An 18,390-nucleotide genomic window follows, 5' to 3' on the forward strand; every position below is an offset into this window, starting at 1 on the left:
TCATCGTTGTTGTCGACGAAGGGCTCCGTCAGATCGTACTTCGGGTCGAACTCGCCCTCGTCGAACTGGCCGTTGTTGTTCTTGTCGTCGTACCCCTCCTCGCCCGTGGTGATGGCGATCATGGCCACCAGGTTGTCGCGCGGGTTGTTGCGCTTGCCGGGACGGATCGGATCGTCACGGAACGGCTCCGGACGGTTCTCCATGGGGTTGATGAGGGTGCCGAAGTCCTCGATGGGGTTCGGCGTCCAATAGAACGGGTGCATCCACAGGGGAGCGAGGTAGTCGCCCGTGTGGGTGGCGTCATTGGTCGGGTTCCACGTGAACGTGCCCGGATCCGTCTCCACGGGGATGGGGTAGGACGTCTTGTAGAGGATCTCCGCGTTGCCCACGACGTCCGTCACCGAGGTGGCCGTCGGTCCAACCGTGCCCCCCTCGGTGATGAAGGAGACCTGGGCGCCAGCGATGCCATCACCGTTGCGATCCGCCACGTGGGCGATGCAGCGCGCCTTCACGCCCGCGATCAGGTAGCGCGTCTCATCCCACGCGCCCAAGGCGTGCAGACCACCGGAGCCATCTCCGGAGAACTTGCCGCACTGGAAGGTGAACTGCTTGCCGTTGGCGCCCGCGCCGGCGAAGGAGACCGCCGGGCTCACCGCCGTCTTGTCCCCCGCGGTGGCGACCACCACCACCGAGGCCACGCGGCCCGTGGCCACCAGCTGGGTAGAGGCGATGCCGTCTCCCACGTTCGTGGAGGCCTCCGTGGGGTTGAGCGACACCCCCGGCACCTCGGACTGCAGCCGGAAGCTGACCGAGGTACCCGCCTGGGGGTTGCCACGGCTGTCGATGGCCCTGAAGCGCAGGGTCGTGATCTCACCCAGCCGAGGGTTGGCTGGAGACTGATCGACAAACTCCAGCGTGGCAGGGGGCGGCGGCTCGCACGCCACCAACACGGCGCTCGCGAGCATCACGCATGAGACCAGGCCCAGACGCATCTGCGGTGACTCCTTGGAAGAGGGAGGGCCGAGCGCCGGAGATGACGCCTGGCCAACAGTTCCCCATCTTCCAGGGCTGCCCTGCGTCGAGTCAAGGACAGGCACGGCGCCGCGAGCCCTGAGGGAGGGCCGCGGCGCCGCGGTTAGGCGGTCGAGCCGTTGAACATCACCCGCGCCACGCCTAGCAGGCGATCGACATCACGGGCCGTGAGGCCCCGGGCACGGGCAAAGTCCGACAGCGGCCGGAGCAGATCCTCGGTTTGGGCGAGGGACTGCTCCGTTCCAGCAAACAGCTCCCCGAGGCTGACTCCCAAGGCGCTGGCGAGCGCGGCGAGCGTCTCCACATGGGCGACGCGCTCTCCGCGCTCGATCATGGAGAGAAATGACACGCTGATCTGAGCCCGCTCCGCGAGCTCTTCCTGGGTCCAACGCTCGGGCCGCTGCGTGCGCAGCTCGCGGATGCGTTGGCCGATACGTTTTCCGAGTTCCGACACGGAGATCTTGCCCTCCTGGGGACGTTGTAGGTTTGAGACAACTACTGGGGGCGTCTTGGGATTCCTCTGTCCGTCAAACTTCAAGACCCAAAGGCCCCGACACCGGCCACACTCAGGTTGATTCCGAAGTCCGGCCGCTTCTGGCCACGCTGTAACGTGGCCACTCCCTCGATACGCCAGCAGTCACACGCGGGACCATACGATACCCCTAACACCTGCTGAGCCAGGGGCGACTGCATCTTCGCGAGTGGCTGCACGATGGCTTCGTACCGCAGACCGAGCCCGATTCCGAGCGACAAACGCGCGCCCGCAACGAGCAGCTGGGCACGGGCCTGGCTCTCTGCCGCGGGGCCAACCAGGGCGTCAATGCCTCGGCGAAGTCGATCTGATCCCACCGCCACCAGATCATCGTACCGGGCATAGAGCGCCTCGCCCTGGCCATTGTCGATGGCGGCGTCCGCACTGAGCTGGGTGATCTGGGTGGTGTTGGGATCGAAGCGCACCAGCCCTCCGGCATGGAACACGCCTGCATTGGCATTCAGGCGAGCGTAGGTATCACGCAGCATCCCCCCTACCTCACCTTCCGTGCTGCCTCCTCCCAAGGGAGGGGGATGGCGGGTCAGATCGAACCCCTGCCCCAGGCGCAACCGGAGCACCTCACGCCGCTGGTCGGCCTGCTTGAGCTGGAGGGTCTGGCTCACCTCCACCACGGCCTGAAGGAAGCCATGCTCGCGGCCATCCGGCCCCATGGGAAGCGCCGCGTCAATCTCGTCGTACCGCTGCGAAGGGAGTTCAGGCGAGGCGCCAGGCGGCGGGACGCCTCCCCACACGCCGGGCACGTAGCGCAGCTCCACGGAAGGAACGATCGTGTGGCGCCAGGCGGAGGTGCCCTTCTCGAAGGTGCGGGCCAGCTCCGAGTCCGCGACGAGCCCGAGCAGCGGATAGCCGCGCTGCGCCATACGCCCGGACACCTCGCCCACGTAGAAGTCCTGCCGAAGCGCCAGCGAGGGGGTCAGCCGCGCATACGGCCCCAGCCCGAAGGAGGTGGAGAGACGCGGGAAGAAGTCGAGCCGATCGCGGGCCTCGCGATCCGAGGCATCGAAGAGGCCGTTGGACTGGGTGGCAGCGTAGAGGCCCAAGAGGCCCTTGGCCGGGGCGGCGTCCGCTCCGCTTGGGATGAAAAGGCCGTCCTCTCCTTCATCGCCGAACCTCCGGGTGAGCGGCGAGAGGCGGGTGAACTCCATGCGCAGCCCCACCGCCCACCGCTTGCCAAGGAGCCGCTCGGGCAGCGCCACCGTCAGTTGGGGCAGCTTCTGGAAGGTGATGGGCCCGGGGACGACGGACCGGTCGAGGTTCGTCGCGGAGGGGATGCGATCGTCCCTCAGGAAGAAGTAGCCCCAGCGGATGTCCTGGCGCAGCGACACCTCCACTCCCGCGTAGTGCTGCTCGCCTCGGTGATAGAGCACCCCGCTGCTGCGCAGGTACTGGTTCTCGCGGGCGACGATGTCTGCCGTGAGATCGCGCGTGTAGAAGCCGTCCGAGACGAGCGCGGCGTCCACCCGGTTGCGGAACCCTCCGCCCAGATCCTGGATGTGCTGCCAGGAGGCCTCGCCCCGGAGCCCGCGCGCTTCGGAGAGCGCCTCGCCTGTGGGATCGCCGCCCACGCGGAAGAAGGAGCCGTTCACCTCCCGCGGGTCTCGCGGAGGTTGGAGATCGTAGATGACCCCCAGGGTCATCCGCCCCCGGGTCCGCTCGCTGGGCACGTAGCGGAACTCGGTGTGCAGGCGGGGCCCCCGGACGCCGAAATAGCGCGGCTCCTTGCGAGTCACTCCGGAGAGCGCATGATCCTCCCGGGAGGCCCCCGTGTAGTAGCCCGGCGTGAGGGTGAGATCGTAGCTGCGCCCGAGCGTGAAGAAGACGGGCTGCTCGAGGGTGAAGCCGTTGAGGCCGGACGTGGTGGGGCGCGGCACCAGCAGGCCGGAGCGCCGCTCGGCCAGCGGGAGGTACAGCCAGGGCAGCGCGAACACGGGCACCGAGTGCACGTACACCACGGGCCAGGTGAGGATGGCGCGCTCGCCCATCACGACGGAGGCGTTGCTGGCCTCCACGCGCCAGCTCGGCTCGCCTGGGCCGCACTCGCACGGGGTGAAGGCGAGATCATCCACCATGAAGGCATTGGGCCCGGTGCGCTTGATGCGGGTGCCGCTGATGAGGACGGGCGTCTCCCCCATCTGCCGGAGCTGCTGGGGTGTCTGCGCGCTCTGCAGCGCCTCCGCGGTGACGTTGCGCTTCTGCATGAAGAGGCCGCCCTTGACGTTGGCCTCGTTGGACTGGAGGTCCACCTCCACCTCGTCCGCCACGGCGGCGAACTGCCCGCTGACGAACATCACGTTGCCGCTGGCCCGCGCGATCTGCTTCTCCTGGTCATACGTCACCTCGTCCGCGCGCAGCACGGTCTCGGCGGTGCGCAGCTCGGTGTGGCCACGGGCGGTGAGGAGCTGACGATCGGGCTCGTAGATGACGTAGTCCGCGGCCACCTCGACCGTCTCCCCAGTGGGGAGCTGGATCTGGGTGGACAGGGGGATCTGCGCGGAGACGAGCAGCGCGACGGCCGCCGGGAGGAGGAGGCTCATGGCCTGCTCGGCTCAGCGCCCGGGGCGCGCGAACTCCAGGGAGATGGTGTTGCCCTCCTGGCGCGTCTGGACGGGCACCTGCTCCTTGAGCTTGATGGACACGCGTACCGAGCGGTCCGGCCCCACGGTGGGATCCACGCGAGCCACGGCGGTATCGAAGAAGGAGGTGTCGAGCGCACGGGTGTTGTTGCCCTTGCCGATCTGCGTGTTCTCCAGCATGAGGACGATCTCGTTTCGGCCCTCGGAGACCTTGTAGCTCACCGGCTCGTTGGTGCGCACATAGACACGCGCCCCACCCGTCTGCTGTTGGAAGCCGACAATCTCGAGCGTCTTGCGCTTGCCAGAGACGGGCTCTGCGGACGTGCTCTCGGGCTCGGCCCGTCCAGGCACCTCGGCGCTGGCGACACGGCTCCCGCCGGCCTCCTCCCGGCGCTTCTTCTCCTCCAGCGCGGCCAGGCGCCGCTGCTCGGCCTCGTCCGCCTTGCGCTTCCTCTCCTCGGCGTCGGCCTCGCGCGCCTCCTCCGCCTTGCGCTTCCTCTCCTCCAGCGCGGCCAGGCGCTTCTGCTCGGCCTCCTCCGCCCGGCGCTTCTTCTCGTCGGCCTCGGCCTGCTTCTTCGCCTCGACCTCGGCGCGCGCCTCCTCCGCCTTGCGCTTCTTCTCCTCCAGGGCGGCCAGGCGCTTCTGCTCGGCCTCCTCTGCCCGGCGCTTCTTCTCGTCGGCCTCGGCCTGCTTCTTCGCCTCAACCTCGGCGCGCGCCTCCTCCGCCTTGCGCTTCTTCTCGTCCGCCTCGGCCTGCTTCTTCGCCTGGGCCTCCGCGCGGGCAAGCTCCTCCTGACGTTTCTTCTCCTCGACGGTCGCCAGCTCGCGAGCCCGGAGATCGTCCTCGGCCTGCTTCGCGGCGGCCACGCGCGCGGCCTCTTCCTGCTGGCGGCGCTCCTCCTCGGCCTTCTTCGCCGCCGCGGCCGCCTCCGCCGTGGCACCCTCATCGGTGGCGCGCCCCTGCTGGGCCGCCTGAGTCGCCTGCGTGGCAGCTGCCTGGGCCTCGGCCGCCGTCGGGCCGTTGGCTGCCACCAGGGGCTGCTCGGTGGGCGCCTGGGCCACGAGCGGGCTGGTGCCGTCCAGCACCTTCACCGCGAGGACGTTACCCGTCACCTGGATGTCCGTCTCGACGTCCCGGTCGTAGCCAATCAGCACCCGGGCGATGGCGGACGAGTCCGAGCCATAGTTCGCCGAGCGCAGGCCGGTGATGAGCCCACCATTCACCCGCATCTCCTCGGGCACACCGCGCAGGACAGCCTCGGAGATGTCGACGACGAGCCGCGGGGGATCCGTCATGGTGAAGGTGGTGAAGTTGGGCTTCTTGCTCCCGGTGATCTCCACCGTGCTGCCGTTCACCTTCACGCTGGTGATGGCGTTGAGCTCCACCTTCTCCTGCGCGAGCGCAAGCTGGGGGACCAGCACCCAGCCGAGCACGCATACCGCCAGGAACTTCATCGAACGACACCCCTTCTCAGAGAGCCAGACTGTAGAGCAAGCGCCCCCTGGCTCCAATTTTCCGCCCCCGGTGTCTGACCGGGGCCTAACGGATGCGCGGGAGCACCGGAGAGCGAACGCGGTGGGTCCTCGCGTATTCGATGAGGTTCTTGATGTCGTAGCAGATCTGCCGGATGTCGTGCCCCATCGTCAGCTCGATGTGGCTGTTGCCCTTCACGGGGCGCCAGAGCAGGTACTCGCTCTTGGCAGCGCGATACACACTCCGGGTGGACTCCACGGAGGCCAGCGGGTCCATGTCGCCGAAGATGATGGCCATGGGGACCTGGATCTTCGAGAAGCCGCGCTTGAAGTCGTAGTCGGTGCGGTAGCAGACCATCTCGCCGCGGCGGATCCACCGGGAGAACTGCTCCAGCACCTTGCGGGGCTCACGCTCGCCGCCCTCGCGCAGCAGCCAGCGCACGTCCTTGGCGCTGACGCGGGCGGGGTTGCTCAGCCTGTTGATCCTCCGAGCGAGCTTCTCGTAGATGGGGTGGCCCTCGGCGCGGGCGAGCTGCTTCTCCGCGTACTTCAGCCAGGCGTCCACGGGCACGTAGCTGAAGCGCGCGTCCTTGGGCTCCTCCTGGGGCTTGAGCCTCTGCCCCAGCTCGCGGTTCACCGCCTGGACGCCGCGCGCCAGCAGAGAGCGGCCCAGGTGCCCCAGCCGGCTCTGCGCGTTGAGCCCGGCCAGGGTCATGTCCACCAGGCTGCCCAGGGCGGGCGCGCCCATGGCCAGGGCCTTGAGCATGAAGAAGCCCCGCCCCAGATCCGCGGGCGAGCCGATGGTGATGAGGCCCTCGAAGTCGTCGTGGATGCCGGCGTAGCCGTAGCCCAGCATCCCGCCCATGGAGTGGCCGCAGTAGAAGATCTTGTCGCGCCGGGTGATGCGCTTCACCCCGTTAACGGCCGCGGGCAAGTCGTAGAGGAAGTAGCTGTCGATGTCCCAGCCGTAGTCCAGATCCGGCGGCAGCGGCCTGCGGAAGCGCTGACAGCGCTCGCGCTGCAGCTCCAGCGAGCTCTTGCCGTGGCCTCGCAGCTCCAGGATGTGGATGTCCACGCCGAAGAAGAGGAGGTTCTTCACGAACTGCCCGCTCGTCCACGCGTGCCGGTTCTGTGAGAAGCCGTGCACCAGGAGCAGCACCTCACCGAACAGCGGCTGCGGGAAGGGCTGCTTCACCGGACGGTAGCGGGTCATCATCAGCGACCAGCCGTCGGCTGTCTCCACCACGTACTTGGTCTTCTGATAGAGCGCCCGGAAGTCGACTTCATCGACCGTGGGTATCCGCGGGGCAGGAGCCGCGGTTCTCCAGTCATCCGGGAGACGCATGCATGAAATTTACTTCCCCTGCTGCACCGCGCCAAGGTTTCCCACGAAGCGTGCGCGAGTTGCTCCCACGAGGAACAAGGAGCCCGCACATAGGATGACGTCCCCCTTCATCGCGAGGGCTCGCGCGCCTGCCAGGGCCTCATCCAAGCTGGCATAGGCACGCACATCCGAGCACAGAGCGCTCGCCTCCTCGAGGTAGCGCTCGGGAGCCAGGGAGCGCGGCGTGTCGAGGGGCGTGAGGTGGACGGAGGCACAGCGGGGGAAGAGAGCCCGCATCATGGGGGCCCGGTCCTTGTCGGCCACCACGCCGAAGACAGCGTGAACGCGTTGGCCGGGGTAGAGGGCCTCGAGTGAGGCCAGCAGCACAGCGACGCCGCCGGGGTTGTGGGCGCCGTCCAGCACCACGGTTGGCTGCCTGCTCACCTCTTCCAGCCGTCCGGGCCAGCGCGCCGAGGACACTCCCATCCTCGCGGCTTCGATGGGGACGGTGACGCCTCGAGCGTCGAGCTGCTCCAGGGCCGCGAGCGCGACTGCAGCGTTCTGCAGCTGATGGGGTCCTCGAAGGGAGAGCGAGAGGCCGTCCAGGCGCCACCTCGGCCCCTGGTAAGCAAGCCCTCCCTCCGGACGAGCCTCCCCAGCGAAGTCCCGCCCCTCCAGCAGCAGGGGAGCGCCCACCTCCGCTGCCACACGGGCAATGGCCTGGAGGGCCTCGGGTTCCTGACGACTGACCACCACGGGAACACCGGGCTTGAGGATTCCGGCCTTCTCGCCAGCGATGGCCCCGAGCGTGTGGCCCAGGTACTCCATATGATCAAAGGAGATGGGGGTGATGGCCGTGACGAGTGGCAACACGGTGTTGGTGGCGTCGAGGCGCCCCCCGAGGCCTGTCTCCAGCACGGCCACGTCCACGGCCTCCTGGGCGAAGTGCCAGAAGGCTACGATGGTGCCGAACTCGAAGTACGTGAGGGGTGCGGGCGTGGCAGCAGCCTCCGGGTAGCGCTCGAGGATCTCGAGGATGCGGCGACCCAGCAGCTCGCGGGAGATCTCTGCGCCATCCACCTGGAAGCGCTCGGTGACGCGCTCCAGGTGCGGCGAGGTGTAGAGGCCCACGCGGTGCCCGGCGGCGCGCAGGGCGGTAGCAGCGAAGGCGCAGGTGCTTCCCTTGCCATTGGTGCCCGCCACGTGAAGCGATCGGTACCGGCGCTCGGGGTGGCCCAGCGCGTCGAGCGCCGCGCGCATCCGCCCCAGGCCCGGCTTGATGACGGAGGGGTTGAGCCGGGCGAGGAAGTCCAGCGCCTCATCCGGCGTCCGGGGCGACGTCATGCGGCAGCCAGGCTCCTACTCACGAAGCGACGCTCTCCTCACCTACGCCTTCCCCAAGACTCAGGCCAAGGGCGGGGCTTGAGTGGGGACCTTATCAGTGCTCCGCCGCGAGTGGCGGACTCTGCTCATAGCCCGGTCAATCGTCGAACAGCTGCACCCAGCGCCCATCGAAGCCGCCGTTCGACGCGAGATACCACTGTGCTGGCAGCCAGAAGCCCGTCTCCACACCATCGGTCGAGTCGACATAACCGGAGTGGACGAAGTAGTCGTGCTGCCACCAGTAAGCGTAGGGCGAGCCGTAATAGCCACTTGCGCTCGCGCGCGTCTGTCCGCGAGAGTCCACCACGGTGCTGGCCCACGCATTGTCATGGAAGGCGCTGGAGCCCCCGCCGCCCGAGTCCGAGGCGCTGGAATTGAGCTCATAGGTGCCGACGAACCACTTCTTGACAGGATAGCCTTCGCGGTCGTCCTGGTTTTCGATGTCCCGGGTCTTGGCGTAGAAACGCTGCAGGCCCGTGCTGACCTCGGCCTGCCCGGACTCATTGACGATGGAGCTCTCGAGCAGGAAGTCACGATACTCCGTGGTCAGCCAGTGGGTCTGGTAGCCGCCGTATTGCCAATGCGTCGTCAGGATGTCCGCAAGGTCTTGAAGCTCGTAGGTCACTCGTTTGGCGGAGGGCCAGGTGACGGTGGTGCCATTGTCGTAGCGGCTCGCGAGCTGGTCGGCCGTCGCGTAGCTGATCGCCTGCGCACCGAACGCCGAGACCGCCCCGGCCGATCCCTGCGGCACGAACACGTAATGCACGTTCTTCGTGCCGCTGTCGTTGTTCACGTCGACCTTGGCTTGGGTCTGCGCCATGACCACGGAATACGGATCGGTCACGAATCGCAACTCCTGCCCATGGGCAGCCAGGAGCTTGTCTGACCATTCGGCCTGCCAGATCATCAGGTGCTTGCCGGTGGAGGTCTGCATGAAGTTGAGGTCTGCGCTGCCCTGGTTCCGGACCACGTTTCGCTTGTGCTGGGTCACGACGGCATACGCGACCTGTTCACCGCTGCCCGGCGAGCCGACAACGTTCCTGATGAGCATCTCCACGCGCTCCCAGTCATGCAGCTGGTAGTTGCCCGCGGCGTTCTTATCGAGCGCGTGGTAGATGTGATAGATCAGGACGAGGTTCTTGCCTCCATCCATGAACTCGATGAGCGAGGTGTAGAGCGTGGGACGGATGCGCCAGCGATCGTAGGCGCTCGGTCCGAGACGTGAAGCATTGATATACTGGGGGATGTTCTTCCAGTTGAGCTTGTTGTTCGAGAAGTTGCCGTCCTGGTCGAAGTTGAAGTTCGTGATCCAGTCATAGCCATGACGATTGTCGTTTGCGTTGGCGCGCTTGAACACGATCGGGGCGTAGTACTCGAGATAGGCCTGCCGCTGGGCGGTGCTCAGCGACCATGCTTGAGCATGAGCGGCTGAGACAGGCAAGCATAGGCACGCGAGTGCGACCACGAGCGCACCGAGAGATCCGAACCGTCGGAGTGATTGAGTTTGTCCCATTTTGATGGCGAGCATGGCGGCGGAGACAAACACAGGACACTTGCTTGCGTCAAGCCGCAAATCATGCATTCCGTGCAAATCAATCACATTCCAGACGCTCGCTGATGGCAGGTGTCGAGCATGAGTTGTCTGGAGGTGCCGCCGGGTGGAACAAAAGCCCGTCCGGGCCCTGCCGAGGCTCCATGAGTGTTAGCTGAGTCGCCTCCTCGGCAGCGCCCTGCACCAGCGCCTGCCGGGCACAGCCCGCACCAACCTGTATGCTTGTCAGACAGGTTGGTCCCAGGCGCCGCCGACAGGGGCCCGGACGCGCCCTGCCCGAACCTGCCTGCTTGTCATACAGGTTTGAGCTGCCGTGCTCCGGTCACGGAGGGTCTGCAGTGGGCTCGCGCCCGGTTGGGAACGAAGGCATGTAGCAAGCCCCCTTCCAGTCGTATGCCTCCTCTTTGCCCTCCTCCTTGCATGGCGGGGTGGCTCGGAGCGCGTACCAGCAACCGCCACGAATCTCCACCTCACCCGTCCGATTGCATGGGGGCCTACGCTGGCCGGGGAGAAGCTTCTCGGGCAGGGGGCGTCCCACCGCTGGCACCCTCTTCCCAGCGGGCATCGGGACAAATGCCGCTGCGGGAGGGGTCCTCGCGCTGTCGCCCACTGCAACAGCGTCATCCTCTCCGGTCCTCGTTCCCGACGAGGTCTGCGCTCCCCCCTGCCATCGGTGCAGCCACGCCACCAAGAGACAGGCGAGCAGCAGTCCCAAGCCAGCCACGCTCACTTCCACTCCCCACACGGGAACTCGCGGACGGAGCGGGGTCTGCCTGATCCTGGCCTCTGATCGAACTCGCATCTCCCCCTCGTGCCGGGCGACGTCGTTTCTCGCGGCAGCGTCCTGCTGCTCGGCCAGCTGCACGCCTTCCGGAGATCGCAACCGGGGAGAGCGCCCTCGCCCCCAGGAGAAAGACGGAGCATCCGCCTCGGGTCCAGCCTCTTCTGCCACCCGCTCCAGCGTCTTGGCCGCTTCCCCCGCCAGGCCGCGGAAACGCTCCTCAGGGGCGATCGCCAACAGCCTCAGGATGAGCGCATCCAGCTTCGCGCTCACTCGAGGGTTGAGGTCTCGCAGTGGCCGAGGTCCAGGCCCACCTTCGCGCCACACCTCTGCTCCTGCCACTTCCGGAAATGTGGATGGCGGGTACTCGTCTGTCACCAGTCGGTAGGCCATCACTCCCAGCGCGAACAGGTCATCGCACGCGCTGGCCGGGTAGTGCACCGTGGGGTGGCGCAGGAACAGGTGGAGAAAGCCCCACGCCTCGGGGCTGCGGTAAGCAGGCGTGCCGGGCGGCAGCAGCTTCGAGGTGAGCGTGGCCGCGCTTCGGTAGTATCCCGCGCCGAAGTCCGTGAGGAAGACCCGGCCATCCGCCGGCCGCATCAGCACGTTGCCTCCCTTCACGTCGCGGTGCACCCCACCGGCCGCATGCGTGGCCTCCAGGGCCCGCGCTACCTGCGCCAACAGGCCCACCATCTGGCGCTCGGTGGGGTTGCGCCGCGCAGCCCACTCGTACAGCGGCTCGCCTTCCACCCACTCCATCACCAGATAGGGAAACGCTCCGGACGCGTGCTCCCACACTCCCTGAGCATAGAGCTTGGGGACATGGGGGCTGTGAATGCGCGAGAGCAGCCAGGCCTCGCGCTCGAAGCGCTCATCCCCGGGGTAGGTGGCCAGCTTGAGCGCGAACGAGCCTTGCCCCTCTCCGCCTTCGAGCTCCACGCGGTAGACGGTGCCGTAACCCCCCCGCCCTCTCCAACCCCGGATCCGCCACGCGTCAACCTGCATCCCCAACGGAAGATAGAGCGGGTCCACTTCCAGCAAGGATCGCTTCGTCCCCATCGGCGCTCTCCAGCGTGGGGCGGTCGCCTCTGCCCACCTCTCCTACCCTTCCTCATAGGTCCTCTACCCGCTCGCTGTCCGTTTCGTCCCTCTGCAGTCCATCGAGCCTGCTCATGGAGCAATAGTGGTGCTCTCGCCCAGATCGAGGAAGCGGCAGCGCTCTGCAAGCCCGGCCTCCGCCAGCGCGGCGCGCAGCTGCTCCTCGGGCTCCCGGAAGTGAGTCCACCCACTCCGATGCACGGGGATGACGATGCGGGGATCGAGGAGGCGGCAGACCTCGATCACCTGCTGTGCGTCGAAGGTGAACCGCGAGCGGCCAAGGATGGGCAGGCGCGGGAAGCAGACGCCGCCACAGTGAATGATGGCGATGTCGACCGGCCTGCCGCTCGCGCGCCGGTCGGTCAGGAAACGTCCAAGAGCCGGGAAGAGCACGGTATCGCCCGAGATCCACACAGTCGGCGCCTCGGACGCCTCGGGCTCGAGGAGCAACCCCATCACCTCATGGATCTGAGGCGTCCCCACCGGACCGTGGCGCGCTGGCGTGGCCGTGAGCCGGAGGCTCCCAGCGCCACTCGCCAACCGCGTCGTCTCCCCCCATCCCAGGCCGATCGTCTTCCCACCGATCCCCAGCCCCTCACCGGGTACGCTGGGACGACTGGAGGGAGCTGCCCTCGCAAGCCGCGCCGCGCCGGCCCTCGTGGTGATGACGCGCGCGACGGTGTTCCCGGTGAGCAGCCGCCGCCCCTCCTGATCCAGGTTATCCGCATGATGGTCGTGGCTCAGGAGGACCGCATCGATGCTCCCAAGCTCGCCACTCCCGATGGGAGTCCGGTACTCCTTCTCTGACGCGAACCAGGCGCGCGGCGTGTACCAGGGACCAAAGTCGTACGTCGTCCCCTCAGGATCGAAGGCCGGATCGGTCAGCAGCCGCATTCCGGCGACCTCGAGGAGGAGCGTGGCGGTGCCCAGATAGGTGGCTTTCATGTGCGCCCCAGCATCGCTGAAGTCCCCGCCAGGAGCACCAGAGCTCCGCAGAGATCGTTCCGGGCCACCCACCCCCTGCCATAGGAGACCCTCACCTCAGCTATCCTCCCCTCTCCATCAGGAGAGGAATGGATGCAACGCACGAATCAGGGAGGCAAGGGCGTCCATCAGGCCCTCTACGAGCGGATGGAACGTGCCACGGAGCCCGTGGTCCTCCTCGCCTACCCCGGTGTTCACCCTTCCAAACTGCAAGGGGTGGAGATCATGCCGGGCATCTTTGCTCTGATCACCCTGGTGGTCACCGTGATCACCTACATCGATCTGCCGCGGTCCCGGTTCGTCGCACTGATCCCTCTACTGCTGACCGTGCTCCTGGTCTTCGCCGTGTTCTCGTCTCGCCGGAATGCAAAGCAGCGCGCGATTCTCACGGCTCAGATGCACCTCGGTGACGGAAAGGACGCGCTCGTCCAGGCCATCCAGCAGTTTCAGGCAGCGACCACGGTGCCGGTGCGCATCGTCCTTCGTGACGACACTCCCACCACTGACTCGGCCACGCTCCAGCTCTTCGAGCAGTGTGAGCGGGAGCGAGTCCTGGATCCGCGCGGGCTGCTCTTCGTCCTGTCCGCGAAGACGGGGGGGTATGCCATCGCGCTGGGGCCGAAGCTGGCGAACAAGAAGCCCTCCATCGGATCCTTCCTCTTCAAAACCGCGAAGCTCTCCACCATCCAGTGCTCGGACGGATTGATTGCCTGTCTGCAGACCCTCCGTCCCGAGTTGCACCGGCTGTTCCCTCAGCACGAAGACCCTTCCCGTCTCGCTGCCGATTCGCTCGACGTCCAGCCCTCGCAGGGCCAGGTTTCCCCGCCCGGTGGCTGACGTGCCGCATCCGACGTCCACCTTTGGGACTGCGGCCGACGGGTGGACCGTGCTCAAGAACACTCCGGACATGGAGCTCGATCTGGAGGTGAAGGCCGACGGATTCCTCGCCACGCGAGTCCATGTCCGGAACTCAGTCGTGGCTGCCCGAGGCCAGCGGGTACCGCATCGGGATTCGCGAGGAGGAGGGTTTCCGCTTCGAGAACCTCGGCGCCGGCACCTATACCCTGGTGGTGGCCCTGCCCAAGGGAGCCTTTCGAGCACCACTCACCGTGGACGCGGCTACAGCAGCCGCACCAGCTCCGCCACATGCTCGTCATGCTCGCCGGCCTGGGCGAGCGCTTCCGCCAACAGCCGCACATAATCTCGGTTCGACCCGCTGGGGCCGTGGGCCGTGCGCACCACCGCCACAATCTCCTCCAGCGTGGCGGGCCCCACGTAGTGGGCGTTGGAGGGACCCGCCATGTACATGAGTGCCTCCAGGAGCGGACCCTCGCGCGTCTCCAGCTGCACCCAGTGCCGCTCGTAGCCACCCTGCTCGCGGAAATCCAGGTGGGTCAGCACCTCCTCCACCCGCTCCGCGGCAATCCGGTACGCCACGCCCCAGCAGCGCGCGCCGGGCTCTGGCACCAACGTCACCACCCGCCCGGGAGCCTCCGGCACACCCCGGTGGTCCGTCGAGGCCTGCCAGAAGCGCCGGGACCAGTCCCTCAGCCACGTGTCACGACGCTCCTCGTAGGGGAAGGAGGGACGGAAGATGAGGGAGCCATAGCCGAATATCCACATGGGTCAGTGAACCGTCCGAGCGCGCGGCTCTTCCTCGTCGTCATGCCGCTCTCGAGGGGAGTCCCCCCCCGCCAGCAGCGCGAGCAGATCCTTCGTGGTCAGCCGCGCCGCGACATCCGTCCCTTCGAGCACGCCGGCCACGAGCGCCCGCTTGTCCGAGTGGAGCGAGAGGATCTGCTCCTCGATCGTTCCGCGGGCGATCAGCCGGTATACGGTCACAGGACGCGTCTGTCCGATGCGGTGGGCTCGATCCGTCGCCTGATCCTCGACCGCCGGGTTCCACCACGGATCCAGATGGATGACGTAGTCGGCCGCCGTGAGGTTGATGCCCGTGCCGCCCGCCTTCAGCGAGATCAGGAACACCTCGCCCGCCCCCTCCTGGAACACCTGGATTCGCTTCGCGCGTGTGGCCGCGGGCGTCGAGCCATCCAGGTACTGGTACGTGAAGCCGGCGCGCTCCAGCTCCTCGCGGACGAGCGCGAGGTGCGAGGTAAACTGGCTGAACACCAGCGCCCGGTGGCCCTCGCTTCGCAGCTCCTCCAGCAGCTCCAGGAGGCGCCGCATCTTGGAGGACGAGACGCCCGACTGCGCATCGTAGAGCTTCGGATGTGACGCGAGCAGTCGCAGCCGCGTGAGCGCCGCGAGCACCTGGAAGCGCTGCTGCTCATTTCGAAGGCCCTTGCCCTGCTCACTGACCTCCGCGATCGCCGCGAGCCGCGCGTCCTCGTACAGCGTCCACTCCTCCTGGGAGAGCGCCACTGGCACCTGGATCTCCGTCCGCGACGGCAGCTCGCGCGCGACCTCTTGCTTCGTGCGCCGAAGGAGGAAGGGCCGGAGCACGCGTGAGAGGGCAATGCTCGCCTCGGGGTCCTTGCCGCGCTCGACGGGACCGGCGAAGCGCTCACGGAACTGCTCCCAGCTCCCGAGCAGGCCGGGGAAGACGATCGAGAACAGGCTCCACAGCTCGCCGAGGTGGTTCTCGAACGGCGTGCCCGAGAGCGCGATGCGGAAGCCGGCGTTCAACTGCCGTGCGGCACGGGCGCGGCGGGTGCTCGGATTCTTCAGCGCCTGCGCCTCGTCGACGACGAGCGTCGCGAACGAGAGCGCGCTGAGCCTCGCCACATCGCGCACCAGCAGCCCATAGCTGACGATGAGCACGTCGGTCTTCTTGAGCTTCGCGAGGCACTTCACCCGATCCACCTGCTCCGCGTAGAGCACGGGACGGAGCGTTGGTGCAAAGCGCTGGATCTCCTGAACCCAGTTGAAGGCGACCGAGGTTGGCGCGAGGACGAGGGCCGGGCCGAGCCGCGCACGATCGAGCAGCACCGCGAGCGCCTGCACCGTCTTGCCAAGCCCCATGTCGTCCGCAAGGCACGCTCCGGCGCCCCAGGCCGCGACGCGACTGAGCCACGCATGGCCCTCCACCTGGTAGTCGCGCAGCGTGGTCCCGAGCGAGGCGGGAGGCTTCGGCTTGAGCGAGAGCGACGCCGCGAGGCGCTCCGTCAACAGCTGCCACGCGGGCGCGGCTTCGACGTTGGCACCGGCATCGAGCAGCGCGCTGATCGCGGGGACCGCTCCAGGGGAGAGCTCCACACGGCTCTTTCCCAGGAAGGTGTGATCCGCCACCGCGAGCAAGCGCTGCCGCAGCTTCTCGCTGAGCTCGACCCACCGGTGTTCATCGAGGCGCACGAAGCGCTTCTGTCGCCGGGCCGCATCCAGGAGGACGGCGAGCTCGAGCCTCCCTGCCTCGACCTTCAGCTCTCCCGAGATGCCGAACCAGTCCTTCTTGCGCTCGACCTGCACCCTGAGGGCTTCCGGGCCGGCGGACGAGGCGATGAACGGCTTCTCGTCGATCCATTCGACCTCGAAGCCCTTCTGCGGCTTCTGAAGCATGGCGACGAGGTGTAGCGCCGCATCGACATCCCCCATCCGGAAGCAGAACGGCGGCCCCTCCTCAGCGCCGGCGAGGGGAAGCGGAGTGATCGCCGCGCGTGCACGCTCCTCCTCGAGCAAGAGCTGGCGACGCACGTAGCCGCGCTCACCGCCCCGGGAGAGCATCACATCGCGCGGGCCCACTCCGGGAGAGAACAGCGGCGCCCCCGGCCCTGGCCGGACGAGCAGCTCGAGCTCGAGGGACACGTCGGGAAGCAGGCGCAGGCGAACGACGGGGGTCGTCTCCGTCTGGAGCTCGCGCCCCTTCAGCGCATGCGGGACGACGAGCGGAAGGCGTGCCTCGAGGCGAGACAGACGCTCGAGCAGCTGCTCGTGGCTCTCGGGCGGGAACTGGTCTCCGTGCTTCTCGAGCACGTTCCAGATCTGCCGGGCCTCTTCATTCACGTCGATGAGCAGGCACCGCCCCCGCTGCTCCTCGACCGTCACCAGCGGCTCTCCCGGAGCAAACGAGCGCAGCAGCGCGCCGAGGAGCTTCGGGCTGAAGCGCTCTCCCTCAATGGAGGGCTCCAGGCGGATGTGCTGCTCGGCGGAGAGCGCGGTGAAGCCAAGCCGGACGCGCTTCACTTCGATCGGCGCGTCGGGGCGAAGCTCGAGCGCAACGCGCGGATGCCCGACGAGCGCGAGGAACGCCCGCGAAGGGTACGTGCCAGCTGCGCGCGATGCCGGGGCCCACGAGGCGAGCTGCTCGGCGATCCGGAGATCGGTCTCGGAGAGCAGCTCGCGATGTTCTTCGAGCAATCGAGCGGCGGGCATCCGCGCGCCGGTGCTCAAGGTGCCTCGGCGCGTCTGCTTCTTCACGAGAGGCGCTACGGTCAGACTCCCGAGCTCATGCTCGATGAACCACCACACCTCGATCGCGGCGCGGGGCTTCGTGGCTTCCGCCTCGAACAGCTCGAGCTCCTTCAATGCGCGCGCCCAGCTCGGACGCAGAAGCTCCTCGGCGATCCTCCGGGCCTCGGCGACCCGGGCCCCGTCGTCGAGGAGATCGAGGGTCGTGTCAATGAGCGCGAGCGCGTGTGCACAGGCTCGCTGCCGGGCCGCGCAGCTGCACTCCACCTGGCCCTCGAATCCTCCCGGGAACGTCAACCGGGCCGAGGCCCCGACGGTGCCATAGTCCGGGCCTCCGCGGACGATGCGATCGCGCTCCTTCCACGTGAGCGCGCACGCCGCTGCATCGAAGCCCCAGCTTCCCGAGGCTCGCCGCTCGCGTGAGCGCGGAGACGCATGAGGCCGGAGTGTGCGGCGCACTTCGAGCAGGCGGGTCCACAGCGGCGCAAGCGTCCCGTCCGGGTGCACCTCCCGGCGTACTGCCTCCTCGGAGAGCGCCCGCTGCACGGAGCTCGCTTCCTGCTGCAGGTACGCCCACGCTGCCTCGGAGAGCGCCGTCTCCAGCCCTCTGCCACGTGCGCCGGCATGACGAAGTGCGCCTTCTCTCGAACCGACGTCACGGACAGCGAGCCCGTTCAGGGCGTACCGGAGCCCATGTCGCTGCGCCTCGTTGATCGGCAAGTCCGAGAAGAGGACTTCCGCGGAGACCATGAGCGCGTATCGGACATGGTGGTCTTCTGCCCAGCGCTCGAGCTCGCTCCGCGTCGCAAACGGTCCTTCGCGTGACTCGGCCGCGACGGCCTCGCTCGGAGGTGTGAGAACGGCTCCCCGCTGCGCGAGAAAGGAGAGGCTGAGCGCCACGGCGTGCTTGCAGACAGCCTCCCGCACCGGGCACGTGCAGTGAGCCACGAGGGTTCCGCTGGGGGCCGTGACCCGGACGCGGTACTTCGCCGTTCCCTCGACGAGGCCATCGAGTGCGTCATTCTCGAGGACACAGGAGAGGACGCGTCCCTCCTGCCAATACACCTCGCCGCGCGCAAAGGCACTTCCCGCGGTCGCGCGAAGGTTCTCGGCGGTAAGCAGCGTGGGCAACGACATGGGTCGCAGACTCTAGCCGTCTCGCGAGCGCCAGGCTGGCCGTTCTGAAGGCCCGGGAAGCCGCCTGCTCGCCTGGCTGGGACTCCACTTCTTCGGTGTTATCCCGGCCCACCATCCATGTATCGAACCCCGTGA

The 18,390-nt window shown here is 67.6% G+C and carries 11 protein-coding genes and 1 pseudogene; 1 reads left to right on the forward strand and 11 read right to left on the reverse strand.

Annotation, left to right across the window (positions count from 1 at the left end):
• From VD972_RS16805 to VD972_RS16845, 9 genes and pseudogenes are all read right to left on the reverse strand, one after another.
• Positions 1-992, reverse strand: a pseudogene (locus tag VD972_RS16805) (hypothetical protein); the annotation flags it as partial.
• A 143-nt stretch (positions 993-1,135) separates the two neighbouring features.
• Positions 1,136-1,486 (reverse strand): helix-turn-helix domain-containing protein, encoded by a 351-nt coding sequence (locus tag VD972_RS16810; RefSeq protein WP_044193679.1) that lies wholly within the window; start codon positions 1,484-1,486, stop codon positions 1,136-1,138.
• A gap of 80 nt (positions 1,487-1,566) precedes the next feature.
• Positions 1,567-4,119: an LPS-assembly protein LptD gene (locus VD972_RS16815; protein WP_324988220.1), complete on the reverse strand. Its 2,553-nt coding sequence runs from the start codon at positions 4,117-4,119 to the stop codon at positions 1,567-1,569.
• Between the two features lie 12 nt (positions 4,120-4,131).
• Positions 4,132-5,613, reverse strand: coding sequence for an AMIN domain-containing protein (locus VD972_RS16820; protein ID WP_324988222.1), 1,482 nt, complete (start codon positions 5,611-5,613; stop codon positions 4,132-4,134).
• 85 nt (positions 5,614-5,698) lie between these two features.
• Positions 5,699-6,976 (reverse strand): alpha/beta fold hydrolase, encoded by a 1,278-nt coding sequence (locus tag VD972_RS16825; RefSeq protein ID WP_324988224.1) that lies wholly within the window; start codon positions 6,974-6,976, stop codon positions 5,699-5,701.
• Between the two features lie 9 nt (positions 6,977-6,985).
• A complete protein-coding gene (locus tag VD972_RS16830) occupies positions 6,986-8,299 on the reverse strand; it encodes a folylpolyglutamate synthase/dihydrofolate synthase family protein (RefSeq protein WP_324988226.1) in 1,314 nt (437 codons plus the stop codon).
• 136 nt (positions 8,300-8,435) lie between these two features.
• Complete coding sequence (locus tag VD972_RS16835) at positions 8,436-9,884, reverse strand: hypothetical protein (RefSeq protein WP_324988227.1); 1,449 nt, start codon at positions 9,882-9,884, stop codon at positions 8,436-8,438.
• A gap of 328 nt (positions 9,885-10,212) precedes the next feature.
• Positions 10,213-11,730, reverse strand: a complete 1,518-nt coding sequence (locus tag VD972_RS16840) for a serine/threonine-protein kinase (protein ID WP_324988229.1) — start codon at positions 11,728-11,730, stop codon at positions 10,213-10,215.
• 111 nt (positions 11,731-11,841) lie between these two features.
• Positions 11,842-12,714: an MBL fold metallo-hydrolase gene (locus VD972_RS16845; RefSeq protein ID WP_324988231.1), complete on the reverse strand. Its 873-nt coding sequence runs from the start codon at positions 12,712-12,714 to the stop codon at positions 11,842-11,844.
• Positions 12,715-12,846: 132 nt separating this feature from the next.
• Between VD972_RS16845 and VD972_RS16850 the strand changes: the two genes are divergently transcribed.
• Positions 12,847-13,590: a hypothetical protein gene (locus VD972_RS16850; RefSeq protein ID WP_324988233.1), complete on the forward strand. Its 744-nt coding sequence runs from the start codon at positions 12,847-12,849 to the stop codon at positions 13,588-13,590.
• A gap of 282 nt (positions 13,591-13,872) precedes the next feature.
• Here VD972_RS16850 and VD972_RS16855 read toward each other — a convergent pair whose 3' ends face one another.
• The gene (locus VD972_RS16855; protein ID WP_324988235.1) at positions 13,873-14,376 is read right to left on the reverse strand and encodes a gamma-glutamylcyclotransferase; all 504 of its coding nucleotides are present in this window, start codon (positions 14,374-14,376) and stop codon (positions 13,873-13,875) included.
• 3 nt (positions 14,377-14,379) lie between these two features.
• The gene (locus tag VD972_RS16860; RefSeq protein WP_324988237.1) at positions 14,380-18,255 is read right to left on the reverse strand and encodes a DEAD/DEAH box helicase; all 3,876 of its coding nucleotides are present in this window, start codon (positions 18,253-18,255) and stop codon (positions 14,380-14,382) included.
• Positions 18,256-18,390: the final 135 nt, after the last annotated feature.

This window comes from Hyalangium sp. (assembly GCF_035629615.1).
Lineage (GTDB): Bacteria > Myxococcota > Myxococcia > Myxococcales > Myxococcaceae > Hyalangium.